The sequence below is a fragment of the Paraburkholderia sp. A1BS-2L genome (assembly GCF_051125205.1).
In the GTDB taxonomy this organism is placed as follows: Bacteria; Pseudomonadota; Gammaproteobacteria; order Burkholderiales; family Burkholderiaceae; genus Paraburkholderia.
In genome coordinates this window covers 1,353,619-1,370,974 of record NZ_CP120429.1, presented here as the reverse complement: position 1 = coordinate 1,370,974, position 17,356 = coordinate 1,353,619, and the positions used below count along the sequence as shown (strand labels likewise).

General features: G+C 64.7%; 18 protein-coding genes and 1 pseudogene. 13 read left to right on the top strand and 6 right to left on the bottom strand.

Annotated features, from left to right (window positions below; genetic code table 11):
• The first annotated feature begins 200 nt into the window (after positions 1-200).
• The 3 genes from oxlT to P5W98_RS20915 all read left to right on the top strand — a co-directional run bounded on the left by oxlT (position 201) and on the right by P5W98_RS20915 (position 2,238).
• Positions 201-1,535: an oxalate/formate MFS antiporter gene (gene oxlT, locus P5W98_RS20925; RefSeq protein ID WP_421026179.1), complete on the top strand. Its 1,335-nt coding sequence runs from the start codon at positions 201-203 to the stop codon at positions 1,533-1,535.
• Between the two features lie 119 nt (positions 1,536-1,654).
• Entirely contained in the window at positions 1,655-1,939 is a 285-nt protein-coding gene (locus tag P5W98_RS20920; protein WP_421026180.1) for a type II toxin-antitoxin system RelE/ParE family toxin, read from the top strand.
• Positions 1,940-1,953: 14 nt separating this feature from the next.
• Positions 1,954-2,238: a HigA family addiction module antitoxin gene (locus P5W98_RS20915; protein WP_421026181.1), complete on the top strand. Its 285-nt coding sequence runs from the start codon at positions 1,954-1,956 to the stop codon at positions 2,236-2,238.
• Between the two features lie 120 nt (positions 2,239-2,358).
• Here P5W98_RS20915 and ahpF read toward each other — a convergent pair whose 3' ends face one another.
• The 3 genes from ahpF to P5W98_RS20900 all read right to left on the bottom strand — a co-directional run bounded on the left by ahpF (position 2,359) and on the right by P5W98_RS20900 (position 5,937).
• Positions 2,359-3,945 carry an alkyl hydroperoxide reductase subunit F gene (ahpF, locus tag P5W98_RS20910; protein WP_421026182.1) on the bottom strand — a complete coding sequence of 529 codons (1,587 nt, stop codon included), beginning with the start codon at positions 3,943-3,945 and terminating at the stop codon, positions 2,359-2,361.
• Positions 3,946-4,128: 183 nt separating this feature from the next.
• Entirely contained in the window at positions 4,129-4,692 is a 564-nt protein-coding gene (gene ahpC, locus P5W98_RS20905; RefSeq protein WP_035527993.1) for an alkyl hydroperoxide reductase subunit C, read from the bottom strand.
• A 336-nt stretch (positions 4,693-5,028) separates the two neighbouring features.
• The gene (locus P5W98_RS20900; RefSeq protein WP_421026183.1) at positions 5,029-5,937 is read right to left on the bottom strand and encodes a LysR family transcriptional regulator; all 909 of its coding nucleotides are present in this window, start codon (positions 5,935-5,937) and stop codon (positions 5,029-5,031) included.
• A gap of 116 nt (positions 5,938-6,053) precedes the next feature.
• Between P5W98_RS20900 and P5W98_RS20895 the strand changes: the two genes are divergently transcribed.
• The 6 genes and pseudogenes from P5W98_RS20895 (at position 6,054) to P5W98_RS20870 (ending at position 10,245) form a co-directional block, all read left to right on the top strand.
• Positions 6,054-6,779 (top strand): pirin family protein, encoded by a 726-nt coding sequence (locus P5W98_RS20895; protein ID WP_421026184.1) that lies wholly within the window; start codon positions 6,054-6,056, stop codon positions 6,777-6,779.
• A 94-nt stretch (positions 6,780-6,873) separates the two neighbouring features.
• The gene (locus P5W98_RS20890) at positions 6,874-7,287 is read left to right on the top strand and encodes a DoxX family protein (RefSeq protein WP_421026185.1); all 414 of its coding nucleotides are present in this window, start codon (positions 6,874-6,876) and stop codon (positions 7,285-7,287) included.
• Between the two features lie 75 nt (positions 7,288-7,362).
• The gene (locus P5W98_RS20885; RefSeq protein ID WP_421026186.1) at positions 7,363-8,727 is read left to right on the top strand and encodes an aspartate aminotransferase family protein; all 1,365 of its coding nucleotides are present in this window, start codon (positions 7,363-7,365) and stop codon (positions 8,725-8,727) included.
• 130 nt (positions 8,728-8,857) lie between these two features.
• Positions 8,858-9,415 carry an FUSC family protein gene (locus tag P5W98_RS20880; RefSeq protein ID WP_421026187.1) on the top strand — a complete coding sequence of 186 codons (558 nt, stop codon included), beginning with the start codon at positions 8,858-8,860 and terminating at the stop codon, positions 9,413-9,415.
• 251 nt (positions 9,416-9,666) lie between these two features.
• Positions 9,667-9,795: a hypothetical protein gene (locus P5W98_RS20875; RefSeq protein WP_421026188.1), complete on the top strand. Its 129-nt coding sequence runs from the start codon at positions 9,667-9,669 to the stop codon at positions 9,793-9,795.
• Positions 9,796-9,831: 36 nt separating this feature from the next.
• Positions 9,832-10,245: pseudogene (locus P5W98_RS20870) on the top strand (rubredoxin).
• 38 nt (positions 10,246-10,283) lie between these two features.
• Here P5W98_RS20870 and P5W98_RS20865 read toward each other — a convergent pair.
• Positions 10,284-11,126, bottom strand: coding sequence for a helix-turn-helix transcriptional regulator (locus tag P5W98_RS20865; protein WP_421026189.1), 843 nt, complete (start codon positions 11,124-11,126; stop codon positions 10,284-10,286).
• Positions 11,127-11,226: 100 nt separating this feature from the next.
• On the opposite strand from P5W98_RS20865, the gene P5W98_RS20860 reads away from it, so the two are divergent.
• The 3 genes from P5W98_RS20860 to P5W98_RS20850 all read left to right on the top strand — a co-directional run bounded on the left by P5W98_RS20860 (position 11,227) and on the right by P5W98_RS20850 (position 14,902).
• Entirely contained in the window at positions 11,227-12,069 is an 843-nt protein-coding gene (locus P5W98_RS20860) for a carbon-nitrogen hydrolase family protein (protein ID WP_421026190.1), read from the top strand.
• Between the two features lie 138 nt (positions 12,070-12,207).
• A complete protein-coding gene (locus P5W98_RS20855) occupies positions 12,208-13,599 on the top strand; it encodes an APC family permease (RefSeq protein ID WP_421026191.1) in 1,392 nt (463 codons plus the stop codon).
• A gap of 139 nt (positions 13,600-13,738) precedes the next feature.
• Entirely contained in the window at positions 13,739-14,902 is a 1,164-nt protein-coding gene (locus P5W98_RS20850) for a DUF2242 domain-containing protein (protein WP_421026192.1), read from the top strand.
• Positions 14,903-14,969: 67 nt separating this feature from the next.
• Here P5W98_RS20850 and P5W98_RS20845 read toward each other — a convergent pair whose 3' ends face one another.
• Positions 14,970-15,602 carry a LysE family translocator gene (locus tag P5W98_RS20845; protein WP_421026193.1) on the bottom strand — a complete coding sequence of 211 codons (633 nt, stop codon included), beginning with the start codon at positions 15,600-15,602 and terminating at the stop codon, positions 14,970-14,972.
• Between the two features lie 371 nt (positions 15,603-15,973).
• Here P5W98_RS20845 and P5W98_RS20840 point away from each other — a divergent pair, with 371 nt between their 5' ends.
• On the top strand, positions 15,974-16,456 hold the full coding sequence (locus P5W98_RS20840; RefSeq protein ID WP_213301033.1) for an Lrp/AsnC family transcriptional regulator: 483 nt from the start codon (positions 15,974-15,976) through the stop codon (positions 16,454-16,456).
• A 58-nt stretch (positions 16,457-16,514) separates the two neighbouring features.
• Here the strand turns inward: P5W98_RS20840 and P5W98_RS20835 are convergent, their stop codons facing one another.
• Positions 16,515-17,231 carry a TetR/AcrR family transcriptional regulator gene (locus tag P5W98_RS20835; protein WP_421026194.1) on the bottom strand — a complete coding sequence of 239 codons (717 nt, stop codon included), beginning with the start codon at positions 17,229-17,231 and terminating at the stop codon, positions 16,515-16,517.
• Positions 17,232-17,356 lie beyond the last annotated feature (125 nt).

The following is a 17,356-nucleotide window of genomic DNA, read 5'->3' as shown; positions in this document are numbered from 1 at the left end:
TTTGCTTTTTCGGCATCGATTTAAAGCTTCCAAAAAGCCTGCTCATCAATGTCCCACGTTAGTGGAAACACTGAGACTGCTTTCTCTTGACTCCGTTGATATATTACATATTGTGTAAACGACTGTCAGCAAAACGACAGGATACAAGGCCGCAACCAGACGCAAAAACGGCCTCGCGGAACATCAACAAGGAGACACTGATGGAGCATCGGCAAGGAGGGGCGTCGCGCTTTGCGTCGCCATGGGTTCAGCTCGTGTTCGGCGTAATCTGCATGGCGATGATCGCCAACATGCAGTACGGCTGGACGCTGTTCGTCAATCCGATCAACGAGAAGTACCACTGGGGACGCGCGGCGATTCAGGTCGCGTTCACGATCTTCGTCGTCACCGAAACCTGGCTCGTGCCGGTCGAAGGCTGGCTCGTCGACAAGTATGGCCCGCGCCCCGTGGTGGTCGGCGGCGGGCTGCTGTGCGCAATCGCCTGGGTGCTCAACTCGTTCGCCTCGTCGCTGCCCTTGCTCTATGTCGCGGCGGCCGTGGGCGGGCTTGGTGCGGGTGCCGTGTACGGCACTTGCGTCGGCAATGCGCTCAAGTGGTTCCCCAACCGGCGGGGGCTCGCGGCCGGCATCACGGCGGCGGGCTTCGGCGCAGGATCGGCAGCCACCGTCGTGCCCATCGCCAACATGATCAAGAGCAGCGGCTATGAGGCGACGTTCCTCTGGTTCGGTCTCGGTCAAGGGATCGTCGTGCTCGTGCTCGGCCTCGCGCTCGCGGCGCCGGCTTCGCATGGCGTCGCCGCCGCAAAGCGCGCCATCGGCGAAGCCGCGAAACACGCCGCGCAAGGTGTGAGCGCCGTCTATAACGCGAGGCCGCGCGAGGTGATCGCCTCGCCCATCTTCTGGGTGATGTACGCGATGTTCGTGATGATGGCCGCCGGCGGCCTGATGGCGACCGCGCAGCTCGGCCCGATCGCGAAGGACTTCGGCCTGCACGACGCGCCGGTCTCGCTGCTCGGCCTCACGCTGCCCGCGCTCACCTTCGCGCTCACCATCGACCGTGTGCTCAATGGCCTCACGCGGCCGTTCTTCGGCTGGGTCTCGGACCGCATCGGCCGCGAGAACACGATGTTCGTCGCGTTCGCCGTGGAGGCCGTCGGCATCGTGCTGCTCTCGCGCTACGGGCACAGCCCGGTTGCCTTCGTCGTGCTCACGGGTATCGTGTTCTTTGCGTGGGGCGAGATCTACAGTCTCTTCCCCGCCACCTGCGGCGACACCTTCGGCCCGAAGTTCGCGGCGACCAACGCCGGTCTGCTCTACACCGCGAAAGGCACCGCTGCGCTGCTCGTGCCGTTCTCCAGCGTGATCACCGCGGCTACCGGAAGCTGGCACGCCGTGTTCATGCTCGCCTCGGGCATGGCGGCGCTCTCCGCACTGCTGGCCGTGTTCGTGCTCAAGCCGCTGCGCAACGCGCATCGCCAGAAGCATGCTGATCCGGCAGTCGGGTTTTCGTATCGCAACTCGCTCGTGCAGGAATGAGTGACTGCGCAACGTGAGCGGGAGTGAGACGCCGCAATTTGTGGGTATCGCTTGACTTCAGGCAGATCTGGACAACCATAACGCCGCGCGTCATATGATGCGTGGCGTTATGCTTTCGCATGGCGATCCAAAACTTTGAAGACCGCGAAACTGCACTCATCTGGACTGGCGAGCGATCGAGGCGGCTGCCTGCTGAAATGCAGCAGATCGCACGCCGCAAGCTGCGCATGCTTCATGCGGCGCATGATCTTGCGGATTTGCTCATCCCGCCAGCGAACAGGCTTGAGCTGTTGAAGGGTGACCGAGCCGGACAGGACAGTATCCGCATCAACGATCAATGGCGCGTGTGCTTTCGTTGGAGCAATGGAAACGCATACGACGTCGAAATCGTCGACTACCATTAACCGAGGCGCAGACTATGAAAAAACTCGCGAACGTGCATCCCGGCGTCGTCCTCCAGGAAGAGTTTCTGACGCCCATGGGAATGAGCCAGAACGCAGTGGCCCGCGCCATGAGCGTTCCACCGCGCCGCATTAACGAGATCGTGCATGGTGAGCGCAGCGTCACTGCCGACACGGCGCTGCGGCTGTCCTTCGTTTTTGGCACGACGCCGCAGTTCTGGATGAGCTTGCAGACAGACTACGATCTCGAAGAGGCCGCGAAGCACGTGAAACTGACCGATTTGCAGCGTCTGGCCGCGTGAGCAGCCGTGTCCGCACGACAACGGCTCAACGGCTAGACGAAAGAAAACGCACGAAAAAACGCCGGCGATCTGAGTAGACGCCGGCGTTTTCCATGATGCTGCATGCCTTCGCAGGCAAATTTACGCAACCGCTTCTTCTTCCTGCTCCACCGACGAACGGATCAGATAGTCGAACGCACTCAGCGAGGCCTTCGCGCCCTCGCCCACGGCGATCACGATCTGCTTGAACGGCACCGTCGTCACGTCGCCGGCGGCGAACACGCCCGGCACCGAGGTCTGGCCCTTCGCGTCCACTTCGATCTCGCCATGCTTCGAAAGCGCCACCGTGCCCTTGAGGAATTCGGTGTTCGGCACGAGGCCGATCTGCACGAACACGCCTTCGAGTTCGACGCGATGCTTCTCGCCCGTGTTGCGGTCGAGATACGCGAGGCCGGTGACCTTCTGGCCATCGCCGCTAATCTCCGTGGTCTGCGCATTCACGTGCACGGTGACGTTCGGCAGGCTGCGCAGCTTGCGTTGCAGCACCTCGTCCGCACGCAGTTGTGCGCCGAATTCGAGCAGCGTCACATGGCTCACGATGCCCGCGAGGTCGATGGCCGCCTCGACGCCCGAATTGCCGCCGCCGATCACGGCCACGCGCTTGCCCTTGAAAAGCGGGCCGTCGCAGTGCGGGCAGTACGCCACGCCCTTGTTCTTGTACTCCTGCTCGCCAGGCACATCCACATTGCGCCAGCGCGCGCCCGTGGCGAGCACTACGCTCTTCGCACGCAGCCTCGCGCCGCTCGCGGTGCGCACTTCAAAGCCGTTGCCGACGGCGGTGAGCGCTTCGGCGCGCTGCAGGTTCATGATGTCGACGTCGTAGGCGCGCACGTGCTGCTCGAGCGCCACGGCGAACTTCGGCCCGTCGGTTTCCTGCACCGAGACGAAGTTCTCGATCGACATCGTGTCGAGCACCTGGCCGCCGAAGCGTTCGGCCAGCACGCCGGTGCGAATGCCCTTGCGCGCCGCGTAAATCGCGGCCGCTGCGCCAGCGGGGCCGCCGCCGACGATGAGCATGTCGAAAATATCTTTCTGGTTGAGCTTTTCTGCTGCACGCGCCGAGGCGCCAGTGTCGAGCTTCGCGAGAATCTCCTCGACGCCCATGCGGCCCTGGCCAAACACTTCGCCGTTCAGGTAGATGGTCGGCACGGCCATGATCTTGCGCTGCTCGACTTCGTCCTGGAACAGTGCGCCGTCGATCGTGGCGATCTGCACGTTCGGGTTGAGCGCGGCCATCGCGTTGATCGACTGCACGACTTCCGGGCAGTTCTGGCACGACAGCGACATATAGACTTCGAACGAGAACGCGCCGTCGAGCGCCTTCACCTGTTCGATCGTTTCGTTCTCGAGCTTGACCGGGTGGCCGCCCACCTGGAGCAGCGCCAGCACGAGCGACGTGAATTCATGGCCCATCGGAATGCCCGCGAACGTCACCTTGACGTCGGAGTTCGCGCGCTTGATCTCGAACGAAGGGGTACGCGCGTCGCCAATTGCGGCGCCACGGCGTTCTTCGTACGCGATGCGATCCGAAAGCGATGCGATGTCCTGCAGCAGTTGCTGCAGCTCTTGCGACTTCTCGCCGTCATCCAGGTACGCAACGATCTCGATCGACTGCGTGACTTTTTCGAGGTAGTTTTTGAGTTGATCTTTGAGGTTGGCGTCGAGCATGGCGTTTTTTTTCCTGCTGGAGAAGAAGCGTTGGAATGCTAACTAATGCCTCGCGATAACAAAGCCTTTTGAGCTTTGCAGCAAGGCTTCCGGGCCGCAAGCCGCGAGGGTACGGCCCGGTTGTGCAGCTCAGTGCGATTTTCAGCGTCATGCGGTCAGGGCGACCGCATCGAACATCGACGCTTAGATCTTGCCGACGAGGTCGAGCGACGGCTTGAGCGTTTCAGCGCCCGGCGTCCACTTGGCGGGGCACACTTCGCCCGGGTGAGCCGCAACGTACTGGGCAGCCTGAACCTTGCGCAGCAGTTCCTTGGCGTCACGGCCGATGCCGTTGTCATGGATTTCGCACAGCTTGATCTCGCCTTGCGGGTTGATCACGAACGTGCCGCGCAGTGCCAGGCCTTCTTCTTCGATCATCACGTCGAAGTTGCGCGTGAGCGCGCCGGTCGGGTCGCCGACGAGCGGGTACTTGATCTTGGCGATGGTTTCCGACGTGTCGTGCCATGCCTTGTGCGTGAAGTGCGTGTCGGTCGACACGCCGTAGATTTCAACGCCCAGCTTCTGGAATTCCGCGTACTGGTCGGCCAGATCGCCGAGTTCGGTCGGGCACACGAAAGTGAAGTCGGCCGGGTAGAACACGACCACGGACCACTTGCCCAGGAAGTTCTCTTCAGAGACCGGAACGAACTTGCCATTGTGGAATGCGGTGGCCTTGAACGGCTTGACTTGCGTGTTGATGAGAGACATCAGTTGTTTCCTCGCTCTGGGTTGGAAAGGGATGGACGTAGATTACGGGAATCACGGCCATTTGAAAAATTGATTACATTGATCGCCGGGATAAACCATGTCTATCGAGCCTCATAGAAAGCCCTGATTGGGCCTCCAAGCCCGCCAGCACGGCGTTCCACGCCCGCATCGAGGCAGCGTGAGCAACCCTCGGGGCGGTGAGCATACAACGAAATTGCGACATCCCACCTCATCTGCCCGATATACCGGGCAGTGCCGCCGGGGCGGCAATCTTCTAGATGCGGGCGCAACCGGCAAATCACAAGACCGGCGCGCCGAATCCCCGCGGATTGCGCATCAAAGCGCACCGCCGCGCGCAGTTGCCGCGCGAGCTGCCAGACGTTCGCGCAGAAATTGCGTAAATGCGCGGATGGTCACGGAAGCTTCGCGGTGCTGCGGATACAGCGCGTGCAGCGCGTTGGGCGGCGGCATGAACGCTTCGAGCACCTCCACCAGCAACCCCGCATCAACCGATCCTGCCACGATGAAGTCCGGCAGATAGCAAATGCCAAGGCCCGCCACCGCTGCATCGCGAATCACCTCGCCGTTGTTGGCCCGCAGCGGCCCGCGCACCTCGAACGGCGTGCGCACCCCGTCGATCATGAAGTCCCACGACGCGCGCCCCTGCTGCCCGTATGGCAGGCAGGCGTGCTGCGCGAGATCGGCGGGCGTTTGCGGCTCGCGGTGCCGGCGCCGGTAGCCGGGGCTGCAGCAGGCGATCATGCGCACGTCGATGAGCCTCTGGGCGATCAGCGTGGAATCGGAGAGCCTTCCGATGCGCAGCGCCATGTCGAAGCCCTCGCCGATCACGTCGACGCTGCGGTCGCTCAGGTCCATGTCGAAGTGCACGTCGGGATGCGCGCGCAGGAATTCGGCGACGAGCGGCGAGAGATGCGCCATGCCGAACGACATCGGCGCGCTCACCTTGAGCAGGCCGCGCGGCTCCGAGCGGCGCGCCGACATGGCCTGCTCCGTGTCCGCCACCTCGGCGAGGATGCGCTTCGCGCGCTCGTGGAACTCCTGGCCGAGGTCCGTCGCGGCCAGCTTGCGCGTATTGCGCACCAGCAGCCGCGCGCCGAGATCGGCTTCCAGCGCGGCCACGCGGCGGCTCACGAATTGCTTCGAGAGCCGCAGCCGGTTGGCCGCCGCCGTGAAGCTGCCCGCCTCCACGGCGCTGACAAAGATCCGCATGTCATCGAGTTGCATGGCGATTGTCCACTTCAATATGACAGTGAGTCGTATTTTACGACGCTCCGTATCGCATGGGTTGACCTAAACTGTCTCCATCGCAACCGAACATCGGAACCAACGGAGAAACGAACATGATCGAACTTCGCAAAGCAGACCAACGCGGCCGCGGCGAACATGGCTGGCTCAGCTCGCGCCACACGTTTTCGTTCGCGAACTACTACGACCCGAAGCAGATCGGCTTCTCGGACCTGCTCGTGATCAACGACGACCGCGTGGCCCCGGGGCGCGGCTTCGGCAAGCATCCGCACCGCGACATGGAAATCTTCTCGTACGTGCTGGAAGGGGGGCTGGAGCACAAGGACTCGATGGGCACCGGCTCGGTGATCGTCCCCGGCGACGTACAGCTGATGAGCGCGGGCACCGGCGTCGCGCATAGCGAGTTCAACCACTCGGCCGAACAGCCGGTGCACTTCCTGCAAATCTGGATTGCGCCGAACGTGAAGGGCGCGCAGCCGCGCTATCAGCAGAAGCACATTGCGGATGCGGAAAAGCGTGGCAAGCTGCGCCTGGTTCTCTCGCCGGACGGCGCTGCCGAGTCGCTGGAGCTGCGCCAGGACGCGCGGGTCTATGCGGGCCGCTTCGACGGCGCGCAGAGCGCAACGCTCGAGATCGGCGCGGACCGCTACGCCTATGTGCACGTGGCGCGCGGCAGCGTGAAGGTCAACGGCGTGGAGCTGGGCGAAGGCGACGGCGCGCGGATCCGCTCCGAGCGCGAGCTGACCTTCAGCGACGGACACGATGCCGAGGTGCTGGTGTTCGATCTGCGTAATATCGAGGTGTCGGAACTCTGGTCGTAATCAGTGCTAGCGCGGCCGCCGCCAGGCGGCGGGCCGCGCGGCCGACACGGGCAACAAAACAAACAACCCGCTTCAACGTCTTCGGAGAAATACAATGCGATACAACCTCTTCGGCCAGGGCAACGACCTCGCCCTGCTCGTCTCTCGCGTCCTGCTGACCTCGCTCTTCATCCTGTTCGGCTGGTCCAAGATCACCGGGTTTGCCGGCACCGTCGACTTCATGGCGCACGAAGGCGCGCCGATACCGATGCTCTCGGCCGTCATCGCGGTCGTCATGGAGCTCGTGGTGGGCATCCTGCTGCTCGTGGGCTTCTTCACGCGACCGCTGGCCGTGCTGCTGGCGATCTACACTGTCGCCACCGCGTTCATCGGCCATCACTTCTGGACCATGACCGGCATGGAGCAGATGGCGAACATGATCAACTTCTACAAGAACATGAGCATCGCGGGCGGCCTGATCGCACTCGCCGTGGCAGGTCCGGGGAAGTTCTCGATCGACAGGAAGTAAGGCGGGCGCGCCCGAATTTACTTCAGTGCGGGTGCATGCGAGGATCGGCGCGACTCCATCCTCGAGGAAGCATCCATGCAAGACCGCCAAGGCGTGAACCGGGAGCGCGCGCAGCGCATCCTGGCACGCGAGCGTGATGCCTTTGTCGCCGCGCGCCCGAAGTCGCAAGCCCTCTCCGTGCAAGCCGCGCAGCATCTGCTGTTCGGCGTGCCGCTGCACTGGATGAACGACTGGCCCACGCCGTTTTCGCTCTATGTGGATGCGGCGCGCGGCGCAGCCTTCACCGATGTGGACGGGCACCGCTACATCGACTTCTGCCTCGGCGACACGGGCGCGATGTTCGGCCACGCACCGCCCGCCGTCGCCAAGGCGCTCGCGCGCCAGGCGCAGCGCGGCTTCACCACCATGCTGCCCGGCGAAGACGCCGTAGCCGTGAGCACGGCGCTCGCGCGGCGCTTCGGCCTGCCGTACTGGCAGTTCGCCATGACCGCGAGCGACGCCAACCGCTTCGCACTGCGCTGGGCGCGCGCGGCCACCGGGCGCAACACGATCGTCGTGTTCAACGGCTGCTATCACGGCACCGTGGACGACGTCTTCGTCGACCTCGTCGATGGCCGGCCCACGCAGCGCGCGAGCCTGCTGGGCCAGGTGCACGACCTGCTGCCGCACACGCGCGTGGTGGAGTTCAACGACCTCGACGCGCTCGGGCGCGCGCTCGCCGATGACAAAGTGGCCTGCGTGCTGGCCGAGCCTGCCATGACCAACGTGGGCATGGTGCTGCCCGATCCCGGTTTCTGGCGCGACGCGCAAGCGCTCATGAAGCGCCACGGCACGCTGCTGCTGATCGACGAAACGCACACCATCAGCAGCGGGCCGCGCGGCTATGCGTGCGAGCACGGCATCGAGCCCGACCTCTTCGTGCTCGGCAAGCCCGTGGGTGGCGGCGTGCCGTGCGCGGTGTACGGCTTTTCCGCCGAACTCGCCGCGCGTGCGCAAAAAGCGAAGCTCGAAGCGCCGCCGGGCCACTCGGGAATCGGCACGACGCTCACGGCGAACGCGCTATCGATGAGCGCGATGCGCGCGACGCTCGACGAAGTCATGACCGACGCGGCCTATGCGCGGATGTTCGCGCTCGCCGAGCGCCTCGCACAGGGCCTCGCGGCAACGATCGCGCGCCATGCGCTGCCGTGGTGCGTGACGCGCGTGGGCGCGCGAAGCGAGTTCCAGTTCTGCGCCACCCCGCCGCGCAATGGCAGCGAGGCGCGCGCCGCGATGAATGACGAGCTCGAGCAAGTCATCCATCTGTATCTGCTCAACCGGGGCGTGCTCATCACGCCGTTTCACAACATGATGCTCGTGTGCCCCGATACCACCGAAGCCGATGTCGAGCGCCTGATCGGCGCATTCGATGCGTGCCTCGAGGAGCTGTACGCGTCGTAAAGAAGCGCGGCGTGCTGACCTTGCATGCGAAATTGATATCCTTGACGACCAGGCGGGCGCGCCGCGCGCCCAGCTCTCAGGGCCGCCTTCAAATTCGCTTTCAAATCGGCCTTCGAGCCGATCAAACCCGATGCACGATCCGCAAGAAAATCTCTTCGGCTATTTTTCCTCGCTGCAGCAATCCGCGCTGAGCGCGCTCAAACACCTGCCGCTCAAGAGCCGCGCCGCGCAAGGCATGCTCATGGCGCTGCGCGCCGTTTGCGGTGCAGGCCTCGCCTACAGCATCGGCCACGCGCTGCATACCGAGCAGGCGTTCTGGGCGGCGATCACCGCCATCGCCGTCACGCAGCACGATTACGCCGATACGCTCACGCAGTCGCGCGACCAGTTCATCGGCGCGATCTCCGGCGGCATTGTGGGCTTCGTGGCGGCCACGCTCGGGCCGGAGAACATGGCGGTGTATCTCGTGGCGGTGGCCGTGGTAATCGTTTCCTGCTGGTGCCTGCGCGTGAGCACCGCCGCGCGGCTTGGCGCCACCACCACCACCATCGTGCTCCTCGTACCCAGCCACGGCCCCGTGTGGGATGTCGCACTCTTTCGCGTGGCCGAGGTGGCGATCGGCATGGCTTGCGCCTTGCCCGTTTGCTGGGGGTTTTCGTATTTCGAGCGGCGCTGGCTGCATGCTTAGGCAACCCTCGCGAGAAAATCTCTCTCCGCACGCTTCGCAATATTCGGCGCAGGAGCGGCGATAATCAGGGCCGCCGTGCTCAATGCCAGTGCGGGCCGCACAGGTAGCCTCGGGGGGTGCGACCCGTGCGCGCGAATTGCGCGCAATCGTCCCCCCGGATGCGAAATCGTGCGAAACTTGCCGGCTGCGCCGATCCTGGCGCACCCAACGCCCAAGTCACGCACCCGCAACACCCAATCGCATCGCACGCCATGAACTCGAACCGTCAATCCGTCCCCGCCGCCACGACCGCACGCAAATCCATCTCGCTTTTGCAGATGCTCGCGCTGATCGCGTTCGGCGGCATCGCGGTCTCGCTCGTGCTCCAGCACTTCGCCTAAGCGCCGCACCGGACGCACGCTTCAAGGTTTTCGCTTATGTACAAGAAAGGCGTCGCCCTCGAAATCCAGTTCTCACCCGAGCGCCTGAACGATGGCGCAGGCGATCCCTACTGGATCGATCTCACCGCCGCGGAAGCCGCCGCGCTGCTCGACACGCTGCAAGCAAAGCTGGCCGCGCGCGAAGCCACTTCGGCGCCGCTCGTCGTGGCGCTCGACGCGCCGCGCGAGCCTCGAGCGGATGCCGCCACCGCAAGCGCGGCACACGCTACTCGGTCCGATCAAGCCTTAAAGTAATGGGTCTGCGTGATCTGCGGCTGGGTGTACGACGAAGCCGCCGGCGCCCCCGACGACGGCCTCGCCCCCGGCACGCGCTGGACCGACGTGCCCGACGACTGGCGCTGCCCGCTGTGCGATGTGGGCAAGGAAGATTTCGCGCTGGTCGAGTTCTGAGGAACCCGCCATGTGTGAGCGTTCATGCGCTCACACTGCTATCCGCCTTCACGTCCCAGCGGCTCGTAGAACAGCGCAAATAGTTCAGACTGCGAACTAACGCCGAGCTTCGCGTAAATATGTTTCTTGTGCGCACGCACGGTCTCGAACGAGATGTCGAGCCGCTCGGCAATCGCGCGCGTCGAAAATCCCGAAAGACTCTGGCGCACCACTTCGATCTCGCGCGCCGTGAGCGGCGTGCGGCCGCTTTGTCGCGCCACCGCTTCGAAGCGGCTCGCGTAATCCGTGTTGCCTGCCGCCGTCGTCTCGGCGCGCGGCGCGCCTGCATCCGCCTCAGCCGGCTCGGGCATCGAGAACGTCTCATAAGGCAGCCGCTGCCGCATCAACGCCATCACCCACGGCGCAAACATCGCGAACATCGCAATATCGCGCTCGGTGTAATGGCGCGTTGCGCCCAGCGAGAAAATCAGCGTGCGGCGCGCATCGAGCGGGTGATTGAACTGCACTTCGTCGCCGATGATGTTGCTCCTGAAATAGCGCTGGTAGTAGTCCGTCATGCGGAAGTTATCAGGCGCGACTTCGGCAAGCGTGACGAGCCCCGCACGCGGCTTTTCGCAGGCGTGGATATAGAAGGGATCGAGCTGGTACATGCCCTCCAGATACGCGCGGAACAAGAGATCCACGGTGCCGTCGGGCATCGGCGACTCGGCGCAGACGAGCGGTGCGCGATCGCGCATGAAGACGAGCGCGACCCAGTTGTCGAAAGCGACGAACCGCTCGATCACGCGCGTCATGCGGGTCCAGAATTCGGGACCGTCGAGGGCGTCGATGAGCGTCGCGATATGGTGATGGAACGCGCGATCTTGCCAGTCGAGTTCCATGGTTCCTCCGGTCAGGGTACCCCTGCAGGGTGATTTCCGAGCAAAAATAACGTGGTGATAATAGCCGCTCATTACGCTCGCGCGGCACAAGGAGACAGGCATGCAACTCGAACTCGCACAAATTCCCCTCGTTGACGGCGTCGTCGCGCCCAATCTGGCGCGCACGCTCGATGCGATCGGCAAGCGCCGTGCGGGTACCGACCTGATGGTGTTCCCCGAAGCCACGCTCACCGGCTTTCCCACCCGCGAGCGCGTGCGCGACGTGGCCGAGACGCTCTCCGGCCCCTCGCTTTGCGCCGTGCGCGACGCCGCGCGCAACGCCCAGGTGGCGGTGGCCGTGGGTCTTGCTGAGCGTGACAGCAGCGACAACGAGCGCTTCTACAACACCACCGTCCTGATCGACGAACGCGGCGAAATCGCGCTGCGTTATCGCAAGACCCACCTGTGGGCCACCGACGTCGGCGTCTTCACGCCCGGCGACCGTTTCGAGGTCTGCGAATTCAAGGGCATGACCGTGGGCCTGCTGATCTGCTACGACATCGAGTTTCCGGAACCCGCGCGTGCGCTCGGCGTGCTCGGCGCGGAAATGCTGATCGTCACCAACGGCAACATGGATCCGTTCGGCCCGGTGCACCGCCGCGCCATTATCGCGCGTGCGATGGAAAACCAGGCATTCGCGGCGCTCGTGAACCGCACCGGCGACGGCGACGACAACCTCACGTTCCCCGGCGAATCGGCGCTCATCAGCCCGTTCGGCGACGTGCTGGCCGAACTCGAGAGCGACGACGCGGTCCTGCCCGTGACCGTGGACCGCGCGCTGCTCGCGCAAAGCCGCGAGCATTACAGCTATCTGCACGATGCGCGCGTCGCGCTGAATCTCGCCGATGAAAACAACGCGCAGGGCCGCCGCTCGCTCAACATCCGCGCCCGCACGAGCCGCTGAGCGCGCAGCGCCAGCGGCCAGCGCAGCCGACAACCCACCAGCAAACGATCGAAGCCACGCAGCGTGCGCTGCCCCGCCGGGGCGGCACGCACGCTCGCGCGCGGACTACACCCGCAGCACTCAGGAGACACCTGCATCATGAAGCCTTCCGCAACGCCGGCTGAACACGGCACCCACGGCACGAACGGCGCAAGCGTGGCAAGCCACGCGCGCGAACCGCATCTCAAGCGCACGCTCGGCCTGCCCTCCGTGCTCCTGTTCGGCCTCGCCTACATGGCGCCGCTGATCGTCTACGGCACTTATGGCGTGCTCGCGGGCGCGAGCCAGGACACTGCCGCGCTCGCCTATCTCATCGCGCTCATCGCGATCGTGTTCACGGCGCTCAGCTATGGCAAGCTCGCGCGCCTGTTCCCGGTGGCCGGCTCCGCCTACACCTACACGCGCAAGAGCTTCAATGCGCACATGGGCTTCATGATTGGCTGGGCCACCCTGCTCGACTACTTCTTCTTGCCGATGGTGATCTGGCTGATCGGCGCGGCCTACCTGGGCGCTGCGTTTCCGCACGTGAGCGCGTGGATCTGGATCGTCGCGTTCATCGTGCTCACGAGCGGCCTGAACATCATCGGCATCGAACTCGCGGCGCGCTTCAACATCGTGCTGATGATCGTGCAGCTCGGCATTGCCGCCATCTTCGTCGTGCTGTGCCTGCACTACGCGGCGGCCGCGGCCGGCCCCGGCGGCCTGCTCGCCGCGCAGCCGTTCTTCCAGCCGCACGTGCCGCTTTCGGCCACGATGGCTGGCGCGGCCATCGCCGCGTATTCGTATCTCGGCTTCGACGCCGTCTCCACGCTCACCGAAGAAACCATCGAGCCGGAAAAGAACATTCCGCGCGCCATCGTGCTGATCGCGCTGCTGGGCGGCGCGATCTTCGTGATCGCCGCGTACACGTTGCAGCTCGCACATCCGGGCGCCGTGTTCAAGGACCCCGATTCGGCTGCGTTCGAAATCGCGCGCAAAGTAGGCGGTGACATTTTCGTGACGATCTTCCTCGCCGGCCTGATCCTCGCGCAGTTCGCCTCGGGCATCTCGGCGCAGGCGAGCGTGGGACGCCTGCTCTACGCAATGGGCCGCGACGAAGTGCTGCCCAAGTCGATCTTCGGCTTCATCCACCCGCGCTTTCGCACGCCCGCCATCAACATCGCGATTGCCGGCGCGATCGGCCTGATCGCGCTGAAGCTCGACGTGGCCACGTCCACTTCGTTCATCAACTTCGGCGCGTTCCTTGCGTTCACCTCGGTGAACCTGTGCGTGATCCGTCAATACCTGGGCGGCGCCGCCGGCACGCGCGGCTTCGGTTTCCTGGGTGGCCTGGTGTTCCCGCTGATCGGCGCGATCACCGATATCTGGCTGCTGTGCAGCCTCGAGAAAACCGCCATCGCGCTCGGCGTGATCTGGTTCGTGCTCGGCCTTGCGTATCTCGGCTGGATCACGCGGTGCTTGCGCCGCGCGCCGCCGGAAATGGCCGTGTAAGCGCGCGCATCGCGCCATATCGATACGGGCTTCGCTGCGCGCGACAGCCCGTTTTTTGTTTTTGGGGCCGAGTGCGATCGCGATTGCGGGGTCGGGGTCAAACAGCCGCTTCAGTCACGCGGACCCGAACCGCACTACAATGCATGCCGTTCTCTCGTTTGCCGGCGCGCTCGCCGCCTCGTTCGTACGCACCATGCCCCGTATTTCAAAAGTCGTTCCGTTTCTGCTGATTCCGCTTGCTGCCGCCCTCAGTGCATGCTCGTCGCCCACACCGGCGTTTCGGGATGACCAACTGCTGAGCAGCGCTCCGAGCCCGTTCTCGCACGGCTTCAACTATGCCAGCAGCGATGCCTGCGAGGCATCGCGCCGCGCGCTGCTGAGCCAGGGCTACATGACGACGATGACGCGCAACGACACCGTCGACGCCACCAAGAATTTCCAGCCGTCCGTCGACCAGCACATCGTCGTGGAGGTGCACGTGGTGTGCACGCCGGCCGACGCCACGAACACTAGCATGCTGTACGTCAACGCCGTGCAGAACGGCTATGCGCTCAAGAAGAGCGCGACCTCGGCGAGCGTGGGGTTGTCGATTCTCGGGTCGGTCTCGCTGCCGATCCACTCGAACAGCGACGAAATGGTCAAGGTCTCGAGCGAGACGGTTCAGTCGACCGAGTTCTACAAGCGCTTCTTCGGTCTCGTGGGGCGCTATCTGGGCGGCGTCGCGCGCAGCGAGCCGGTGCCGGGCGGCAATATCAAGGCTACGCCGCTGCAACTCGAGCCCGATACAACGATGGTGAACATGGCAGCGCCGGGCGCTTCGACCGCGCCAGCGGCGGCGGCTGCCGCTGCAGCGGCAGCCGCGGTGACTGGCGCGACCGTGCTGCATACCTCCGTGTCGAGCCCGACGCCGGCAACGAGCGCAATGCCCGTGCAAGCAACCACGCACGCGGCCGCGCCCATCGCCGCCGCAAGCGGTGTGCATGCGGTCTTCCCGGCATCGCCCGCATCGGAGGCGACGCTGCTCACACCGGTGCTGCCGGCGGCGGCATCGGCTCCTGCTGGGTCGGCGGCGTCGGCTCCGGCAGCACCGGCCGCCGCAGCGACAAGCACGGCTGCCATGCCTGCCTCGGCGGCTTCGGCAACGCCGGCGCAAACAGCCGCACAGCCCGCAGCGGCATCGGCTGCCGCGGCACCGGCGCCCGCCCGCGGTGCTCAAAGCGCGGCAGCGGCCTCGTCAGCGGCGATCAGCTCCGCCAGCGCTCCGGTTTCCGGCTCGGCTCCAACCGCAGCCAGGGCGCCCTGAGCGGCCCGATCCGCACGCCTCCCCGGCGTCCGGACGCAGCGCCCGAATCCCACCGCCATATGCGCGTCTAGCGCAAGCCCGCCATCACCGCGCCCATGCCCACCAGCAGGCTGCCCATCAAACGGTTAACCACGCGCAGCCGCCGGGGCCGTTGCAGCACGTGGCGCAGGCGGTGCGAAAACAGCGCCATCGACGCCACCCCACCCGCGAACAGCAACGCGAACGTCGCCGCCAGCACGAGGTACTGTCGGTTCGCGCTCCACGACGCATCCGCGCTGATGAACTGCGGGAAAAACGACGGAAAGAACAGCAAGGTCTTGGGATTGAGCCCCGAGGTAGCAAACCCGCGCCAGAACAGACCGCGCCGGGAAGTGAGCGCCGACTCCGCTGGCTCCGCGCCAGACTCGCCGCCGAGCGTACGGCTGCGCCATTGCTTGCAGCCGAGCCAGACGAGGTAAGCCGCGCCGGCCCAGCGCAGCACGGTAAGTGAATGCTCACTAATGAGCAGCAGCGAATTCAGGCAAAGCGCCGTGAAGACGAGTTGCAACAGCACCGCGAGCGTGCCGCCCCAGACGCAAGGCAGCGCGCGACGCCAGCCGGCATGGAGCGCGTGGCTCATCGTGAGCACGTTGACGGGACCGGGGGTGTAGACGAGGACCAGCGCGGCGGCGAGAAACGACAAATACAACTGGGGCGACATTTCTGGAGTTCTGGGTTGGCGTAATGAAGGGGGCGAAACGAAAGCGGGCAACAAAAAACCGCGCAACAGCGCGGTTTCAAATGCCATCTGCCCGATCGAACCTTGCTGGCCGCGTGATGAACGCGTACAACGCCCGATGGCCGCCGCTGGGTGCACGGAAAACCGGCTCTGACGGTCCACCGCGGCTTGTGGCTGCGGCGGCGCACCTCAACGCGGGGAGGTGGCCGCGTGGGTCGTGCCGGGCAAGAAGGCATGGAGAAAATATACCGGCAATGACCCTGTAAAGGCTTCCTGTTTTCAGGCAAAAATCGCTCATTTACGGAATATCATTCCGCTAAAATTGCAACTTTCTGTAGATAATTCCATCCATCATGAGCCCCCGCGAACGCCCGTCCAAACCGCTCGACAACCAGGACCGCAAGATCCTGCGCGCGCTACAGCAGAACGCCCGCCTCTCCAACGCCGAACTCGCGGAACAAGTAGGCATGTCGACCACGGCGTGCTGGAACCGCACGCGCCAACTCGAAGCCGACGGCTACATCGACGGCTATGTCGCGCTCGTGAACCAGCGCAAGCTCGGTTTCGCCGACATCGTGATTCTCGAAGTCACGCTCGACCGCCACGAGGACGACGCGCTCGCGCGCTTCGGCGCAGAGCTCGCGGCGCTGCCCGAAGTGCTGGAGGCGTATCTCGTCTCCGGCGAATACGACTACTGGATCAAGGTGGCCGTGGATGGTACGGCGGGCTACGAGCGCTTCCTGCGCGAAAAGCTCTATCGCATTTCGAGCATCCGCCACAGCCGCTCGATGTTCGCGCTGCGCTGCATGAAGGACGTGGCGTCGATGCAGGTGTGAGCTTCCTCAGCGCATCACGCCAGTTAGTTCGTCATCCGTATCAAATGCGCGGAGCAGTTCACGCTCCTGGCGAGCGCGCCCCGCTCGCGCGCAAGATCATCTTCACGACTTCTTCAGTGGTGGCCTCGAAGCTCGCGGCCGATAACGCGCGCTTGCCCGCGAGCGCGCGAATCTGAGCCTCGAAATCGGCGTAATGCTGCGTGGTCGCCCAGATCATGAAGAGCAGCGTCTTGGGGTCCAGCGGCGCGAGCAGTCCTTCGTCGATCCAGCGCTCGATCAGTTGCACGCGCGACTCCATCCACGGCTTCACGCGCTTGAGCAGAATGTCCTGCATGTGCGTGGCCCCGCTGATGATCTCGTTGGCCCACACTTTCGAGCCCAGCGGCCGGCGCCGCGAGAGCGCCATCTTCGCGCGCACATAGCCGCCGATGGCGACCACCGGGTCGTCGCTTGCGTCGAAGGTGTCGGCGGCGGCGTTCCACTCTTCGAACACGTCGTCGAGCACGCGCCAATAGAGTGCGAGCTTGGTGGGAAAGTAGTAGTGCAGATTCGCCTTCGGCAGGCCGGCGCGCTCGGCAATCAGCGCCGTGCTCGCGCCCTCGAAGCCCCGCTCCGCGAAAACCGCCTCCGCGCAAGCCAGCAGATGCGTTTCATTGGAGGCGCGAATCGACGCCTTGCGGCGCGGCTTGTGCGCCGCGTCAGCGTCGTCGCGCGCGCCCGCACTCGTGCGCACTGCAAGATTCGCGGCTGGCGTGTTCGGGTCGTCGTCGCGCATGGGGTTCGGTCCGCTCAAGGGTGGAAAAGCGTCGCGCGCATCATCCGCCGCGCAACGCCGGTTTCATTGTAGTCACGGCATCGGCGCGACGTGCATAGATGCATGGCAAACCTTCGGGTAAACCT

Bases quoted from the DNA above. Each gene is read 5' to 3' on its own strand.
- oxlT (WP_421026179.1), top strand. From the start codon at position 201: ATGGAGCATCGGCAAGGAGGGGCGTCGCGCTTTGCGTCGCCATGGGTT.
- P5W98_RS20920 (WP_421026180.1), top strand. From the start codon at position 1,655: ATGGCGATCCAAAACTTTGAAGACCGCGAAACTGCACTCATCTGGACT.
- P5W98_RS20915 (WP_421026181.1), top strand. From the start codon at position 1,954: ATGAAAAAACTCGCGAACGTGCATCCCGGCGTCGTCCTCCAGGAAGAG.
- ahpF (WP_421026182.1), bottom strand. From the start codon at position 3,945: ATGCTCGACGCCAACCTCAAAGATCAACTCAAAAACTACCTCGAAAAA.
- ahpC (WP_035527993.1), bottom strand. From the start codon at position 4,692: ATGTCTCTCATCAACACGCAAGTCAAGCCGTTCAAGGCCACCGCATTC.
- P5W98_RS20900 (WP_421026183.1), bottom strand. From the start codon at position 5,937: ATGCAACTCGATGACATGCGGATCTTTGTCAGCGCCGTGGAGGCGGGC.
- P5W98_RS20895 (WP_421026184.1), top strand. From the start codon at position 6,054: ATGATCGAACTTCGCAAAGCAGACCAACGCGGCCGCGGCGAACATGGC.
- P5W98_RS20890 (WP_421026185.1), top strand. From the start codon at position 6,874: ATGCGATACAACCTCTTCGGCCAGGGCAACGACCTCGCCCTGCTCGTC.
- P5W98_RS20885 (WP_421026186.1), top strand. From the start codon at position 7,363: ATGCAAGACCGCCAAGGCGTGAACCGGGAGCGCGCGCAGCGCATCCTG.
- P5W98_RS20880 (WP_421026187.1), top strand. From the start codon at position 8,858: ATGCACGATCCGCAAGAAAATCTCTTCGGCTATTTTTCCTCGCTGCAG.
- P5W98_RS20875 (WP_421026188.1), top strand. From the start codon at position 9,667: ATGAACTCGAACCGTCAATCCGTCCCCGCCGCCACGACCGCACGCAAA.
- P5W98_RS20865 (WP_421026189.1), bottom strand. From the start codon at position 11,126: ATGGAACTCGACTGGCAAGATCGCGCGTTCCATCACCATATCGCGACG.
- P5W98_RS20860 (WP_421026190.1), top strand. From the start codon at position 11,227: ATGCAACTCGAACTCGCACAAATTCCCCTCGTTGACGGCGTCGTCGCG.
- P5W98_RS20855 (WP_421026191.1), top strand. From the start codon at position 12,208: ATGAAGCCTTCCGCAACGCCGGCTGAACACGGCACCCACGGCACGAAC.
- P5W98_RS20850 (WP_421026192.1), top strand. From the start codon at position 13,739: ATGCATGCCGTTCTCTCGTTTGCCGGCGCGCTCGCCGCCTCGTTCGTA.
- P5W98_RS20845 (WP_421026193.1), bottom strand. From the start codon at position 15,602: ATGTCGCCCCAGTTGTATTTGTCGTTTCTCGCCGCCGCGCTGGTCCTC.
- P5W98_RS20840 (WP_213301033.1), top strand. From the start codon at position 15,974: ATGAGCCCCCGCGAACGCCCGTCCAAACCGCTCGACAACCAGGACCGC.
- P5W98_RS20835 (WP_421026194.1), bottom strand. From the start codon at position 17,231: ATGCGCGACGACGACCCGAACACGCCAGCCGCGAATCTTGCAGTGCGC.